This window comes from Candidatus Bandiella numerosa (genome assembly GCF_029981845.1).
GTDB lineage: Bacteria > Pseudomonadota > Alphaproteobacteria > Rickettsiales > Midichloriaceae > Aquirickettsia > Aquirickettsia numerosa.
This window is the reverse complement of sequence record NZ_CP104164.1, coordinates 264,433-279,876: the sequence shown is the minus strand read 5'-3', so window position 1 is coordinate 279,876 and position 15,444 is coordinate 264,433. Positions and strand designations below refer to the sequence as shown.

General features: G+C 30.4%; 20 protein-coding genes. 17 read left to right on the top strand and 3 right to left on the bottom strand.

Features of this window, described 5'->3' with window-relative positions:
* Window positions 1–702 (top strand): oxygen-dependent tRNA uridine(34) hydroxylase TrhO, encoded by a 702-nt coding sequence (trhO, locus tag N3Z17_RS01320; protein ID WP_282472222.1) that lies wholly within the window; start codon window positions 1–3, stop codon window positions 700–702.
* 57 nt (window positions 703–759) lie between these two features.
* Here the strand turns inward: trhO and N3Z17_RS01315 are convergent, their stop codons facing one another.
* On the bottom strand, window positions 760–1,221 hold the full coding sequence (locus tag N3Z17_RS01315) for a hypothetical protein (RefSeq protein ID WP_282472221.1): 462 nt from the start codon (window positions 1,219–1,221) through the stop codon (window positions 760–762).
* Between the two features lie 149 nt (window positions 1,222–1,370).
* Complete coding sequence (locus N3Z17_RS01310) at window positions 1,371–2,546, bottom strand: cation:dicarboxylate symporter family transporter (RefSeq protein WP_282472220.1); 1,176 nt, start codon at window positions 2,544–2,546, stop codon at window positions 1,371–1,373.
* Window positions 2,547–2,592: 46 nt separating this feature from the next.
* Here N3Z17_RS01310 and thrS point away from each other — a divergent pair, with 46 nt between their 5' ends.
* The 16 genes from thrS to N3Z17_RS01230 all read left to right on the top strand — a co-directional run bounded on the left by thrS (window position 2,593) and on the right by N3Z17_RS01230 (window position 14,972).
* Window positions 2,593–4,506, top strand: coding sequence for a threonine--tRNA ligase (thrS, locus tag N3Z17_RS01305; protein ID WP_282472219.1), 1,914 nt, complete (start codon window positions 2,593–2,595; stop codon window positions 4,504–4,506).
* A gap of 2 nt (window positions 4,507–4,508) precedes the next feature.
* Window positions 4,509–5,024: a translation initiation factor IF-3 gene (gene infC / locus N3Z17_RS01300; RefSeq protein ID WP_345799032.1), complete on the top strand. Its 516-nt coding sequence runs from the start codon at window positions 4,509–4,511 to the stop codon at window positions 5,022–5,024.
* 11 nt (window positions 5,025–5,035) lie between these two features.
* Window positions 5,036–6,355, top strand: a complete 1,320-nt coding sequence (gene hslU / locus N3Z17_RS01295) for an ATP-dependent protease ATPase subunit HslU (RefSeq protein ID WP_282472218.1) — start codon at window positions 5,036–5,038, stop codon at window positions 6,353–6,355.
* Window positions 6,356–6,361: 6 nt separating this feature from the next.
* Window positions 6,362–7,036 carry a YggS family pyridoxal phosphate-dependent enzyme gene (locus N3Z17_RS01290; protein WP_282472217.1) on the top strand — a complete coding sequence of 225 codons (675 nt, stop codon included), beginning with the start codon at window positions 6,362–6,364 and terminating at the stop codon, window positions 7,034–7,036.
* A gap of 46 nt (window positions 7,037–7,082) precedes the next feature.
* Entirely contained in the window at window positions 7,083–7,241 is a 159-nt protein-coding gene (locus N3Z17_RS01285; RefSeq protein WP_282472216.1) for a hypothetical protein, read from the top strand.
* A 69-nt stretch (window positions 7,242–7,310) separates the two neighbouring features.
* A complete protein-coding gene (locus N3Z17_RS01280) occupies window positions 7,311–7,529 on the top strand; it encodes a hypothetical protein (protein WP_282472215.1) in 219 nt (72 codons plus the stop codon).
* Window positions 7,529–7,924, top strand: coding sequence for a hypothetical protein (locus N3Z17_RS01275; protein WP_282472214.1), 396 nt, complete (start codon window positions 7,529–7,531; stop codon window positions 7,922–7,924). Before N3Z17_RS01280 ends, N3Z17_RS01275 begins: the two co-directional genes overlap by 1 nt.
* 59 nt (window positions 7,925–7,983) lie before the next feature.
* Window positions 7,984–8,472 (top strand): hypothetical protein, encoded by a 489-nt coding sequence (locus tag N3Z17_RS01270; RefSeq protein ID WP_282472213.1) that lies wholly within the window; start codon window positions 7,984–7,986, stop codon window positions 8,470–8,472.
* Between the two features lie 82 nt (window positions 8,473–8,554).
* Window positions 8,555–9,592 (top strand): hypothetical protein, encoded by a 1,038-nt coding sequence (locus N3Z17_RS01265; RefSeq protein ID WP_282472212.1) that lies wholly within the window; start codon window positions 8,555–8,557, stop codon window positions 9,590–9,592.
* A 10-nt stretch (window positions 9,593–9,602) separates the two neighbouring features.
* On the top strand, window positions 9,603–10,277 hold the full coding sequence (locus tag N3Z17_RS01260) for a hypothetical protein (RefSeq protein ID WP_282472211.1): 675 nt from the start codon (window positions 9,603–9,605) through the stop codon (window positions 10,275–10,277).
* Between the two features lie 57 nt (window positions 10,278–10,334).
* Window positions 10,335–11,576 carry a Y-family DNA polymerase gene (locus tag N3Z17_RS01255; RefSeq protein WP_282472210.1) on the top strand — a complete coding sequence of 414 codons (1,242 nt, stop codon included), beginning with the start codon at window positions 10,335–10,337 and terminating at the stop codon, window positions 11,574–11,576.
* A 128-nt stretch (window positions 11,577–11,704) separates the two neighbouring features.
* A complete protein-coding gene (locus N3Z17_RS01250; protein ID WP_282472209.1) occupies window positions 11,705–11,953 on the top strand; it encodes a hypothetical protein in 249 nt (82 codons plus the stop codon).
* Window positions 11,940–12,563, top strand: coding sequence for a hypothetical protein (locus N3Z17_RS01245; RefSeq protein ID WP_282472208.1), 624 nt, complete (start codon window positions 11,940–11,942; stop codon window positions 12,561–12,563). The genes N3Z17_RS01250 and N3Z17_RS01245 overlap by 14 nt, the downstream gene beginning before the upstream one ends.
* Window positions 12,564–12,615: 52 nt before the next feature.
* Window positions 12,616–14,175, top strand: coding sequence for a cupin domain-containing protein (locus N3Z17_RS01240; protein ID WP_282472207.1), 1,560 nt, complete (start codon window positions 12,616–12,618; stop codon window positions 14,173–14,175).
* Window positions 14,176–14,186: 11 nt separating this feature from the next.
* The gene (locus tag N3Z17_RS01235; protein WP_282472206.1) at window positions 14,187–14,624 is read left to right on the top strand and encodes a hypothetical protein; all 438 of its coding nucleotides are present in this window, start codon (window positions 14,187–14,189) and stop codon (window positions 14,622–14,624) included.
* 135 nt (window positions 14,625–14,759) lie between these two features.
* Window positions 14,760–14,972: a hypothetical protein gene (locus N3Z17_RS01230; protein ID WP_282472205.1), complete on the top strand. Its 213-nt coding sequence runs from the start codon at window positions 14,760–14,762 to the stop codon at window positions 14,970–14,972.
* Here the strand turns inward: N3Z17_RS01230 and N3Z17_RS01225 are convergent.
* Window positions 14,955–15,404 (bottom strand): hypothetical protein, encoded by a 450-nt coding sequence (locus N3Z17_RS01225; protein WP_282472204.1) that lies wholly within the window; start codon window positions 15,402–15,404, stop codon window positions 14,955–14,957. The two genes, N3Z17_RS01230 and N3Z17_RS01225, sit on opposite strands and share 18 nt — an antisense overlap.
* Window positions 15,405–15,444 lie beyond the last annotated feature (40 nt).

Below are 15,444 nucleotides of genomic sequence, written 5' to 3'. Positions count from 1 at the left end.
ATGTCAAAATATAAAATCATTTCTTTTTATAAGTTTGTAAATTTAGAGAATGCTCAATCCTTAAAAACTGAATTGCTTGGTTTTTGCAATCAATATTGTATCAAAGGCACTATCATAATAGCTACTGAAGGAATAAATGCGACTTTGTCTGCAGATATAAACTCAATAGATAAATTTTGTGATTACTTAAAGGAGTTTAATCTTTTTAGAGATATGAAATTTAAAATAAGTTTTGCTGAGATTTTGCCATTTAAAAAGATGAAGGTGAAAATAAAAAAGGAGATAGTAACATTTGATGTAGAGGAATTAGATTTATCACAAAAAGGTGAATATCTAACTCCTAAGGAGTGGGATGAACTTATGAAAAAAGATGATACCATAGTAATTGATACTAGAAATTATTATGAATACGCAATGGGAACTTTTAGAGGAGCAATTAATCCTCATATTCATCATTTTACCGAACTCCCAAAATGGCTAAAAGGTAATCTCAAAGAGGGTGATAAAAAGAAAAATATAGCAATGTTTTGCACTGGCGGGATAAGATGTGAAAAATCCACCGCGTATTTAAAGCAACTAGGCTTTGAAAATGTATACCATTTAAAGGATGGAATAATCAAATACTTAGAAGATAATCAAAAAAATCCAAATTCAACCTGGCAAGGTGGGTGTTTTGTTTTTGATGATAGAATTACTTATTAAAACTTTAATCTTTTTAATATTATTACCTTGCCCTACTAATCTCACAATTTTCTAACGTCAATATAATGATTTACCCAGTTCTTTATTTAGTAAAGTCATACCCTCTATAAACTTTTCTTTTTGAGCGTCATGATAATTATAAAAAGCCAAAAATTTTGGAAATTCACTATATATACATATATTCATAACTATTCTATGTGCATAAATTTCTTTTAATCGCAGTAATATCTCGTAATATTTTTTTTCTAAATTTTGCAAAAAAACTTCGTCATAATTTTTACTTTTAAAAAATTTTAATGTTACTAACTTAGACTGAATTGTGGGAGCTTCAAAAATAACTGTGTAAAACCATCTTAATTTAATACCACTTCTATGTTGATCAATATCAATAATATTCTTTTTAAGACACATATCTAGTGGCTCGGTTGTTAAATTCATCTGGCGTTTTACTTGTAATTCAGGTGTTCCTTTATTAACTACAGGAGTGATATTTTTAGGTCTTCCTCGTTTTTTCCACATATCAATAATTCAATTTTGGAATTTTTATTAACTATAGTGCCTAAGACACTATTCAGGAAGTTAACATAATATGGTCGCAAGAATTAAAAATAAAATTAATATAAATTAACTTCAAGCTAAAAGATGAATACTAAAAGCTTGAAAAACTATTATGACGATTGTTTGCTTTTCTTATTCAAAAAATTAAATATTTTAGTGAAGCCAATTGCGAAACCTCCATTACCTGTAACGTTAGTAGCCGTACCAAAAGGGTCAAATAATAAATACACAACTGTTATGACTCCAATCATTTCAGATGAAAATCCCAGATATTTTTCAAGCAAGGGGGCTATAATCAATAGAGCGCCACCAGGTACAGCTGCTACTGCAAATTTTGAGAGTGCACATAAGAATGCAAAAAATACAAAAGATTCAAATGTAGGCATTGGGGCATTAAATGTTTTGATAGTTGCAAATGTCAATATGGTAACACCTATAGCGCTACCAATGGTATGAGTGTTGATTACAGCTGGAACTATGGCTTTATATAATGTTGATTTATTCTTAAAAATTTTCTCCATTGAGATTAACAAGACACTCATTGAAGCCGCACTTGAGATTGTACTGAATCCAGTTAAAGTTGCTGGGAACACATTTTTAAAATACATTAAACATTCTTTTATATTAAATTTTGAAATTATAAAATAAAATAAGAATAAATATGTTGCTTGAGTAATTACTATTACCAAAAGTACCTTACCATAGACTGTAATTGCATTTTCCAACGCACCTTCATGCTGAAGTTTTATCACAAAGCCAAGCACAAATAGAGGTAATATTGGGATGAAAAATTTCTTAAGAAATACAGTCGAAATGTTACTAATAGTCTTAGTAAAATTCTCAATTCGTTTATTTCTCTTAATTGAAAATATAATGCTGAAAATAAAGCCTATCAACAAAGCTTTACCATTACTGATAATAGGTGGAATATTTATATTCCAAAGAGGCATCAATATACTACTGGTACCTAAATTACTATTTTGAGTTATCAAAAAATCTAAAAATGTGATTCCAACAGAATAACCTATATATATCGCAATGCTATTAGAAATAAAGATGCATAAAATTAAAAGACTTGTAAATTTTACAACATTACCCTCTAGTGAAAGCAAGCTACTTGTTATAAAAGAAAAAATAATAAAAGGTAGTATAAACAATAAAATTGATTTTAATATGAGGCTTATACTTAAAAATAGCTCCTTAATAACTATCGGTAAAAAATCACCAAATAGGTATATGGCAACTAAAATAAAAAATAATGCTAGAGGTAATTGAAATTTTTTCATATAATGCGTGTCATACCGTAAACTTTAAAAATAAAAGCACTATTTGATGTTTGAAATCAAGCTAAATAAAAATATTAAAAAATATAATGATTCAATATCAGGAGTAGATTTACTTCAGGAAATTGATAAAAGTTTAAGACAAAGCTGTCTCGCTATAAAAATTAATAATGAGGTCAAAGATTTATCAACTGTAATAAATGAAAATAGTGAAGTGGATTTTGTATTTTCCTCCTCTCCTGAAGGTTTAGATATTATCAGGCATGATGCAGCTCATATACTTGCACAAGCCGTGAAAGAATTGCATCCAGAAGCTATGGTTACGATTGGTCCAGTTATTGAAAACGGATTTTATTATGATTTTGCAAATGTTACCCCATTTAATGAAGCAGACTTAGAAAAAATTGAAAAGAAAATGCAAGAAATTATCGATCAAAATCTTGCGATCACTAGAAAAATTGTTACAAAAGATGAGGCAATTAGCTTTTTTCAAGCTCATGGAGAAAAATATAAAATTGAAATTATCAATTCCTTTCCTAGTGATGCCAAAATCACTATTTACACCCAAGGTAATTTCTCCGATCTATGTAAAGGACCCCATTCTCAAAATACTGGAGTAGTTAAGGCCTTTAAATTAATGAAGATAGCTGGAGCTTATTGGAGAGGTAATAGTCAAAATGAAATGTTGCAAAGAGTATACGGAACTGCTTGGTCTGATAAAAAGCAACTAAAGCAATATTTAACAATGCTTGAAGAAGCAGAAAAAAGAGATCATAGAAAGTTAGGTAGGCAATCTGATTTGTTTCATTTTCAGGAAGAGGCTCAAGGAGCGGTGTTTTGGCATCCAAAAGGATGGGATTTATTTCAAAGGCTGATTAATTATATAAGAAATAAACAAAATGATAATGGCTATTTTGAGATAAGCACTCCGGAGATCATGGATAAAAATCTTTGGGTATTATCTGGTCATTGGGAAAAATTTAGAGAGAATATGTTTACCGCAAACTCTATAGAAGAAGATAAGGTGTATGTGGTAAGACCAATGAATTGCCCAGGTGGAGTTCAAGTGTATAATCAGGGTATTAAAAGCTATAGAGATCTACCGCTACGACTAGCAGAATTTGGTAAAGTGCATAGATATGAGCCTTCAGGTGCTTTGCACGGGCTAATGAGAGTTCGAGCATTTACCCAAGACGATGCTCATATTTTTTGTACAACTGAGCAAATGACTGAAGAATGCATTAACGTTTGCAAATTAATTAAGGAAATATACAAGGACTTTGGTTTTGAAGACGTCAAGGTTAAATTTTCAGATAGACCAGAAAAAAGAATTGGCACAGATGAAGTTTGGGATGAATCAGAAAAAGCATTATTAGATGCCGTTAAGCAACAAAATTTACCATATACTTTAAATAAAGGTGAGGGAGCGTTTTATGGTCCAAAATTAGAATTCGTTCTAAGAGATGCGATAGGTAGAGATTGGCAATTGGGAACGCTACAAGTAGATTTTAATTTGCCAGAAAGGCTAGATGCAAATTATATTGACAGTGACGGGAAAAAATATAGGCCAGTAATGCTTCATAGGGCGTTATTTGGCTCAATAGAGCGATTTTTAGGTATTTTGCTGGAGCACTATTCTGGTAATTTACCAATTTGGCTTGCACCCATCCAGATAGCTGTTATCACAGTGACTGATGAGCTCTCAACTTATGCTAAAAATGTTTCAGAAATATTAAAAAAGAACGCTATCAGACATATAGTTGATTTAGATAATGAAAAAATTACTTATAAAATAAGAAAACATTCTCTTAATAAGGTGCCAATAATCGTTGTTTTAGGAAAAAAAGAAGAAGAAGAGAAGCTTGTATCTGTGAGAAAATTAGGTGATAAGCATCAAGAAGTACTTGAGTTAAGTCATTTTGTAGATAAATTGTTAGATGAAATTAAACAAAAAAGGAGCTAGTTATATCAAAAAAATCTATTAATATAAAAATTAATTCAGACATTGATTCTAAGGAAATACGTCTTGTTGACAGTGACGGGAAAATGTTGGGAGTAGTTAAAGTTGAAGAAGGTATAAATTTGGCTAAAGAAAGAAAGCTAGATTTAGTAGAAATTTCAGCTAATACAGAACCACCAGTTTGTAAAATTTTAGATTTTGGAAAATATAAATATGAGCTAAGAAAAAAGTTTCATGAATCTAAGAAAAAACAAAAGACAGTAGAAATAAAAGAAATAAAGCTTAGACCAAATATTGCAGTTGGTGATTTTAATGTTAAATTAAATAATGCTAAAAGGTTCATAGGTGATGGAAATAAAGTTAAAGTAACATTATTTTTTAAAGGACGGGAAATAGTGCACGAGGATGTTGGAATGAATATTATTGAGAAGTTTAAGGCAGAAGCTTTGAATTTTGCTAAAATTGAATTAGATATTAAAAAAGAAGGAAAGAATATCTCTATCATCATGGCTCCTAAATAGATTGCTAAAATATGACAGAATTAACTCCTAAACAAATAGTTGCAGAACTTGACAGATATATTGTTGGGCAGAATCATGCCAAAAAAGCAGTATCTATTGCCTTAAGAAACAGATGGCGTAGAAAGCAGGTTGCTAATGATTTACGAGATGAAATAGTTCCTCATAATATATTGATGGTTGGTCCAACTGGCGTTGGTAAAACTGAAATTGCAAGAAGATTAGCTAAATTCTCAAACTCTCCTTTCATAAAAATTGAAGCAACAAAATTTACAGAGATAGGATATGTTGGTCGTGATGTGGATTCAATTATTAGAGATTTGCTTGATATTACAATAAAGCTCGTTAGAGAAAAATTTAACGTAGAAGTAGCTAGCAAAGCATTTCATGAAGCCAAATTGAAATTGGTAGATAGTTTAGTTGGTAAAGATGCATCAGAAAAAACGAAGGAATTGTATTTCAAAAAACTTGATGCTAAGGAATTGGATGATAGGGAAGTAGAAATTTCAATTAATGAATCATTCAATAAAAATTCTCAAATTCCAACATTTGACATACCTGGAATGCCGGGAAGTCAAATGGGTATGTTAAATATCGGAGACATGCTTGGAAAAACTTTCAGTTCAAAAAAACAAAAATTAGTAAAATTACAAGTATCAGAAGCTATCAAACATTTAATTAAACAAGAAACAGAAAAATTAATTGATGAACAAGCAATTATAGACGAGGCCATAAAAATTACTGAAGAAGATGGGATAGTATTTTTAGATGAAATTGATAAGATTGCAGGTGGTGGAGTAAATAAACGAAATGAAGTAAATAGAGAAGGTGTGCAACGTGATTTATTACCATTAATAGAAGGTACAATAGTAAGTACAAAGTATGGATCTGTAAAAACAAATCACATTCTATTTATAGCATCAGGAGCATTCCATTTGGCTAGACCTTCTGATTTATTGCCGGAATTGCAAGGTAGATTGCCAATTAGAGTGGAGTTGTCACCATTATCTAAAGAAGATTTACTGAGAATACTTAAAGAACCAGAAAATTCACTACCAAAACAATATTGTGCGTTGCTAAAAACAGAAGGAGTGAATTTAAAATTTATGGAAAGTGGATTAGAAAGTATTGCAAAACATGCTACACAAATAAATGATGAAATAGAGAATATTGGCGCTAGAAGATTATGTACTTTGCTTGAAAAAATTTTAGAAGAAGTGAGTTTTACTGCTGACGAAATAAAAGGCAAAACTATAATCATAGATTCTAAATTTGTTGAGAAGAGTTTATCTTCAATTAATATAGCAGAGGATTTGAGTAAGTTTATTCTTTAATTACACATGCAAAATAATGAGATATTATTGCAAAGTTACAGGAAACTGATTCAAAGGATTAAGGACTGTAATAAGCTATATCAAAGTGAATCAAAACTTCTTTTGGTTTCAAAGCACTTATGTCGTAGCCAAATTGAGTATATAATTACTAATACTGAGCAAAGAGTTTTTGGTGAAAACAAAGTCCAGGACGCTATAGATAAGTGGTCTAGCATTAAAGAAATTCACCCTGGTATTAAGCTTCATTTGATTGGTAAATTACAAACTAATAAAATAAAAAAAGCTGTAAAGTTATTTGATATTATAGAAACTGTAGATTCTGTTGAGTTAGCTCGTAAAATAACTGATGAAGCACTAAGAATAGGTAAGAAAATACAAATATTTCTTCAGGTCAATATTGGGAATGAACCTCATAAAAATGGAATAATGCTGAGGGAATTTGATGAGGTTTTTACTAAAATTAAAAGAGACATAGTAGATGTTAGTGGAATAATGTGCATACCGCCAGCAGATGGTCCAGCATTTTTTTATTTTGGCCATATGAATAAAATCGCAAAAGAATATAACATAAGTAAAATAAGTATGGGAATGAGTGCAGATTTTCAAACAGCCATTAAATTTGGCTCTACCCAGGTTAGAATTGGGAGTTTTGTATACGGGCTCGTGTGGAAGAACACCTAAAAATGTTGATTTGGTTTTTTTATTTGGTAAGGAGGGTGGTATAACAATGACACAAAAAAGAATAATAAAATATATCCTAGGATATATAAAAAAGCCTAGTATATTTGGATTATTGGTTATATTAGGAGTTTTAATTTATCAAATATACGGCTGTGATCTTCATGATAGGCCATATGTAAGTGATAAAGTGGGTAGTAGATGGTGATACTCTAGTGCTAGATAATGAGCTAAGAATAAGGTTACAAGGTATTGATGCTCCGGAAACGAAGCAGCAATGCGCAGATTTGATTATGACTTATGTCTTTCTGATAATTGCTTGGGAGCAAATAGTAACACTGTGCAAAAACACATTTATGACGCAATGGGACTTAAGATTGAAGTTCCTGAAGGTATTGATCTACCAGGTATAAATGGTAGATTTTATAATGGTCCTTTGGATGATTTCATACTTAAATATAATCAGGAATTACAAGCGATGAGGGAGGGAAAATAATGAGAATAGGCAGGATAATAAAATATTTATTCTTGAGTATTGTTGGAATTTTAATCATCAAAATTGGAATTCAGGAAATGTTTGACAACAGGCCATTCCAATTTGAGAAATATAAAACAGAAGAAGAATTTAAAAAAGCTGCGGAAATAAAATTCCCCATTGGGAGTAATTTGGAAGCTGGTATAAAAATTTTGGAGCTATCTGGCGCTGATTGCCATACATACAAACCTTCTGCTGAGGGAAAAAAATATGTAATTGTTGGATCTTGTTATTACGATACAAATTTTATTTCTTTACATCCTTTTGAGCATTATAGAATTGCTTTATATGCTGATCAAAACAATAAGATTGTTGAAGTAAGTTCTAGTAGCTTTTATGAGTTGCCTTGGTGGTGAAGCCAATTGCAGATGCATTTGGGAGTGAGTTTGTGAGTAGCACGAATATTGGGAGATAAATGGTTTGGAGAGAAACAATTAATTCCAGAGGGAGATATAAAATGAGGAAAGAGGTATATGCGCTTGGAGAAGATCCATGGGCAACAGAAGTAAGTATTAATGGAAATATAGTAAAATTTCCAAAAGAAACAAGGAATTATGTTATTTATGATAATAAAGTAATTATAGCTGTATCTTGGAATTTTCTAAAAGAAAATTACCCCAAAGAAAACGCAGGATGTAATATCTGGTGCTACAAAGATGATGGTACGCTTCTTTGGAAAATAGAGGAAAGTCCACATTGGCTAGAATGGTTAGAAAAACAATCTCCAGAAGAAAAGCAAAAGATATTTGCTCGAGGTCATAAGGATTATTATAGGCATATTGGTTATAATAAAGATTCAAAAACAGGAGAAGAATGGCTAGTTGTAGGTGCGGCGACAGGATATTATGATTTAGACCCAGAAACAGGTAAGGTATCAAATTTTGAATATGATGGAGGAAGGTAGTTCAATTAAAGTGCAAATAAATCTGGTATAGTGCTAAATTGGGTTGTATAGAATAAATACTAATAGTTGATATTAATAAAGTATGAAATTGAAATCAAAAAACAAATGGCGAAATATAGTCATGATAAGTGTAGTAACTATCATTGTGTTATTAGGGGCTGTATATATTAGAAAGTTGATCTCGCCACATAATATAAACCCATATAACGTAAAATACTCCTCCGGCAAATACATTGATGGAGCTCTGTCAGCTAGAGAAAGCAGTATATTAATTAATAATATCAGTGATGTTATTAATAACGAAAAATTGAATGAGTTAAAAATATTAGATTTCGGCGCAGGCGATGGGAGGCATTTTTATATTATTAAAAAGTTGGCAAATCTTTATCCTCAAATAAATATACAATTCTTAGCTTATGATATAAGTGAGGTTGGTTTGCAAAATTTTCAAAAGACTTTGGTAGCTGAAGGATTTAAATCCTACGTAAGCCAGGATTTCATCAATAGCTCTGAAGTTACTGAATTTAAAGCATATAAGGCCCTTGATTTAAAAAAAGATAATATAACTGTAACTTTATTACATGTAAGTGTGAACAGCGCCGGACAAGATATAACAGATATTATAGGTAAAGATATAAATGTTATATTTTCTATGTATGGGTCCTTTATGCATATACCTTATTATAAAAATAGGGTTCAAATGTTAAAAACATTAGCGCATTCTCTTGATGGAAGAGGAATGATTATTTTGGATGTTCCTTCCTTAGGTGGGTTAAAAACGTCACAAAAAAAATATAATAAATTGCGTGCTGAAAAGGATTTCAAAAGATTAGGTGATGCAGTAGAAGAAGGTGATATCAAAATATCTGGTGATGAAATTTATTATCATATTACAACTTTTGATGAACTAAGAAGGTTAGCTAAAGATTCTGGGTTAATCATGAAAGAACAAGGGATTACAGGAATAAAATCTCCTAAAACTTTTAATGAAAAAATAAATGGAGCGGATGAAGTATATGCATCATTAATGTCTTCGTTATTATCAACTGGGTTAATGCCAGAGAAATATGTAGAAGAGAATGCTGCTTATATCTATTGCATATTAGAATTCGGAAAATAGAGGAAAATATATGTTAAAAAATGTACTAAAAACAGTTGTACCGCTAATACTATTTTTATTTATTATAACTAATACGCTTTCAGCCAATGAACCAGATAATAAACCAAAAAATATATTTAGAAGTAAGTGTGAAAATTCCACCAAGGAAATATCTCTATTAGATGGGTTTGAAGATAAATCATTTATCATAGAGATATTAGATTTTGGTGGTGGCTATATTAGCTTCAAAATGACACTTTATAATAATAGTGATTGCAAATCGTCATGGTTAAACAAATTAGAATATTTTGAAATAAAAAATTACATTCTATTAACAGAAAATTTAGAAAGTCTAAAAAGTGGCAAAAAAATAAATATGTCAAACTCAACACTTTGGACTCCCAGTGGTAAAATCATGGAACTTCGCACCACTAGTGAAAAGGTGGCAAAGGAATTAATGATACCAAAAAAATGCAGCCTCCTTCAAAACAGCGGTGAGCCAGTTATTATAGATAAAAATTGCATGGGTGATAATGAATTTTTTCAATTTAAAAAGAAAAAAGATTTTTTCCCGGGCGCTTTTTTAGCACTTAAATATGATAATGAACTAAATAGATTGTTACTTTTTGAGAATGATGAGGGTGATTCTTACAACAATGTAAATAGATATATCTCGCTCTTCCCTACTTATGCTGATTCATATTAACAATTAATTTATTTATATTTTATCATCTATTTTACATAAGTAATTTATAATATAGTAATGGATAGCTATCATAATCTCACTCTCAATTGGTTATATTTAGATATTAATAGCTATTTTGCAACTGTTGAGCAACACCATAATCCATTATATAGAAACAAACCACTTATTGTGGTACCACTTGATTCTGGTACAACATGTGCAATCGCAGCAAGTGCTGAGGCAAAAAAACTAGGAGTTAAAACTGGTACAAACGTAGGTAAGGCGAAGCAAATGATTCCGGATCTAATTTGCGTTACATCAAATCATGATAAATATAGAGAGTATCATCATAGAATACTCAAGGAGATAGATAGGCACATTTATATTGATGATATTCTGTCTATTGATGAATGTGCAGGAAGATTGACAGGTAAATTTCAATTAAAACAAAATGCAGTTGAATTGGCGCATAAGATAAAGAAAGGTATAATAAATAATATTGGGGACAATATTAAATGTTCCATAGGAATAGCGCCTAATAGATTCTTGGCTAAAGTGGCAACAGAAATAGAAAAATTAGATGGTTTAGTTGTACTTGAGGGAAACGATTTACCTCAAAAACTCTACTCATTAAATCTTAGAAGCTTAACTGGCATTGGAGCTTCTACTTATACAAGGCTATTATCTCATGGTATAAGTTCAGTAGAAGGCCTTTGTAATAAAGATGCTAGTTTTTTAAAAAAAGCTTTTGGCAATATAGCTGGTGAAAAGTACTATTATCTACTAAGAGGATATAATGTGCCTGAAGAGAAAAAGGATACCCAATCAATAGGAAATAGTCAGGTCCTTCCTCCAGAAATGAGAAATCCAGAAAATGCATATGAGGTGGCCAAAAGATTATTGCATACTGCTACATTTAGACTTAGGGAAAAAGAACTTTATGCTAATGGCATTAATATAGAGCTTAGTCTAACAAACAAGAATAATTTAAGAAATTATCAAAAACTTCATTCTTTATGCGATGATTTTTCTCTTGGAGATAAAATGCAATCTATGTGGAATTCTCTCATTAACAATCAAACTAACCTTAATATCAAAAAAATATCTATATCATTTGTAAATTTAACAAAACAAAAAAATGATCAGTTAGCTCTTTTTGATAATAATAGTGATTGTAATCTGAAAGAGAAAAATAAATTAGAACAGATTTCAAAGTTGATGGATAAGATAAATAAAAAAGAGGGTAAAAATATAATATCTTTAGGAATGACCAGAAATAAAAATGAGCAAGCTGATGCTATTGCATTTTCTTCTATTTGATTTAGCATTTCAAAAACCATACTTATTTCTTCTTTATGATTTGACTATAAAAAGGGTTGTACCAGAGTGGTTAAGAAGTAGGGAGGAAAGAATAAAAAGACTTGATTAAATGATTATTTATTAATAGCGTGGTACAGAAGGTTGAAATAGGTAATTATGATATTATGGCAGCAACTAATTTTGAAATAAGATTTGCCCAAAGTAGAATTGACTATTTTGAGGCAGTTTTAAAAAAAGGAGTTGATGATTCATTGAAAACCTTAATCAAAGCAGTTATTACTAAGGATCATAATAACAATCTAAGTGCAGATACACTTTTGCAAGATGTAAATTGTGGTAGTGATAATTTATATAGAGGTAGATATGAGCTATCATAGCCGCGAGAATGTTCAAAAAAATTATGAGATTACAATACAAAAAGCGTGTAAGGTGTGCGATAGCCATACTGTAACAAAAACTGTTATTTCTCAATTTAACACTTTAAAGTTGTTTACTAATAATATACTATCAACAGCTGGTGTGAGTATAAAAGTAGATGATTTAATAAAAAGCAAAAGCATGCAAGATGATATAGTAAAGCAAGTTAAAGCAAAAATTGAGCAATCAAGTGAATATGGCGGAGTATTGAATTTATATAAGCAAAAAACGCAAGAAATGGAAGGAACGCTTAAAGAGCTTGAAGAATTAAAGAAAGAAATGGTTGGTACTGAGGCAGAAAAGAAAGCAGCAAAAATAAAAATACAAGATCAAGAAGAGAAATTGAAGAAGCAAGAAACAACTATAAAATTGAAAGAAGATAAAATCGATGAATACAATAACATAGCAGAACAAATGATGAGTATGCAGTTAGAAATAGAAAGATTAAAAAAAGAAAATGAAAAATTAAAGGAAGATAGAGATGATTTTAAAGATGTGAATTTAGATATTAAACTGGATACAGAAGTATTAAATACAGAAAATGAGCAAGGGAGCCATGAAGACTTATAAAAGAAATTACAAATTTACGATAAAAAAAATTACATTGTAGCTAGAGTAATAAATGACTGATAACCATATAGATTTTGAAACGATACCGCAAAATTTATTATGGGAACAATTAATAAATCAATTGCATGATTGCTATGAAGGAAATATAGAATTAAATGACCTAAAAAAACTTAATGAACAGGGTCAATATTCTCTAGATATAAGTACTAGCTGTCTAAATAATGTTATAAATATCAAAAATAATGTAGGCGCTAAAGAGCTACTATTAAAATTTGATAGCAAGATATCTTGGATAAATGCAAAAATACATAGCAATGATAATAATTTAAATCTTTTTTTCCAAGCTAAAGAAGAGCTTTATATTGGTGATTTAGATAGTAGTAATTCTTTATATACAAAATTATTTGGCAACAAAATTACTTTGGTAGGAAAGGTTTTATCTAAAACTCTTATATTGCAGACCAAGTATTTTGAATGTACAAAAAACGCTCTTTTATCAACAACAAGTTTTACAGAGATATTAATAGGTGAGAAGGGTGCTATAGATTGCAAAATAATCAGTGATGGCAAAGGCATCTTAATTAAAAGAGATTTAGATAATAATATTTTTAAAAATATTACAATTGGTAAAGAAGGTTTAATATCGTCTACTGCAGGATTAGTGAAATTTGATCTTGGATATAATAGTAAATTAGATATTGCAGCAAGAAAACTAGACGGGCATGAAGAAAACCAATCGATAGCTATTGCTAGTGGGAAGGATATCAAGATTATCTCTGGTAAAATTAATATTAATGAGGGAAGAGCAATAATCATATATGATGATGAAGATATTTCAAAAACTGGTAAGGTTGCTTCAAAAAGTGAAATAATTATAGATACGCATAATTTAGAGATAATAGGAGGCATAGAAAATAAAAAAGGAAAGATTGGTATATATTTTGATGCAAGTGAAGAAAATTTTAAATTATTAGACGACGCTAGAATTAAGGGATGGGAAATATATATTGATCATAACAAAGGAAAGGGAAGTATAGAAGGAGAAATAAAAGCAGGTAAAAATGTACATGTAATTTTTGGTGAATTAACTCTAGGAGAAAAAAATGGAAAGAAAAGTACTATATTAAGCCAAGGGGAAGGATTGATAGAGGTTGTAAATAAATGGGGGGAGTTTAATCATTATGGAGTGATAGGAAGTCAAAGTAAGCTTAGCATAAAATCATTAGCAAAGTATTATAATGACGGAGGTTCATTACTAATAGCTGAAGAATATCTAGGATTGGAAGTGTATCAGGGAAGGAGTCTATTTATAAATGGAATGATATATGTGAGAGGTAAGGGATATTTTGGAGTCCAACCACACAAAGATATAAACTTTATGCCTGGGTCAGTTATATGGTTAGGCAATTATGAGATGAGTGCGAATGATTATAAAGTAATTAAATTGAAGAGTGGAGCAGAGTCAGGTTATCAGGATTTTAAGATAGAAGGAACGAAAGCGTGTCGTAAACAATGGTTAGATGAAGGGGCAGAATGGTCATATCCAAAAAGCAAGCCAGCAAACTGGAATTTGGAGGAGCAGTTAAAGAAAATTCCAGATAAATATAAATAACTGAGCTACAAATGATAACAGTAGAACAAATAGGTCAAAAAATAATAGATTGGCAAAATAATCTAATCACTAAAGAGCAAATTCAGGCCTGGGCAGAAAATTTGTTAGGGACTGCTGAATTAGATGAATTATATGAATTAGATAATAATGCACAAAATGAGTTTATAATTACTGAAATACGACATTATTTAGAGTTTATAAATATGAATTTAATCATGAAAGATGATATTCCTCAGCTTTTAAAATTTTTAAATAGTAAAGATAACTATTTGAATTCTTATAAAGATTTAGAGCAATATTTTGGTAGTATAAATTATAGAAAAAGAGCAGAAGAATTAAAGGATGATCTATTTTACAGAGAGTATAGTATGAGTATATTAAAATCTCATACAAAAAACCCTATTAAGAATATAGAAAATAATCATAGGGAACCGAACTCTAAAGAGTAGCCAAAAAATCATACAGCAAACAATTGATTACTGTATGCTAAACATTAAGTTTTTTTAAAACAAAATATTGACGTTTTTTTGTATAATTATTACTTTAACGATAAATTAGTAATTATTTATAAAAACGTTAAACAAGTGAAAAATTTAAAAATATCGCAAATTGCTAATATCACTGGCATCAAAAAACACACATTGAATGCTAGAATTAAATCAAATTTTCCAGACGACCAAATAAAAAGAAATAAGGGAAATCAAATTTTAGTAACCCCCGAGCAGTTAAAACATATTATAAACAGTGATGAGTTCAGCAATAAGAGAGGCAGGCTTATGTTATTGACTACTAAATAAAGCGCAGATACTAGAGAAACAGCCATAGAGTGTGGTTCCCTCCTCGTTGTTGTTACTATCTAAATAATCGTCCTCATTTACGACCCTGTCGTTACCATCTAAATAATCGCCCCTATTTGATTCTTCATCCCCAAAGTTCTGGTCTAGATTTTCACCATGGTTACTGCCATTACTAGACAAATAGAGCATTAAATCTAGCGAGCCTAGTATGCCATCCTCATTAGACCTCTCATAAATAATAGATAATATCTCATCTTCATTTGTACAAAATATCTCTCTGGCATCTCTATTGAAATATTCATTGTTAGCTTCAACGTGTATAGTGGTCTCCTTCTCTATTTTATCATCAGGCGATTGACCTTCGATGCACTCTCCATCAGCACTGTCACTTATATGTTGCGTTGTATAACCTGCTTTTTCATAATTGCTCATAACACAACTATAGCTATTAATTCTATACCATTATGGCACA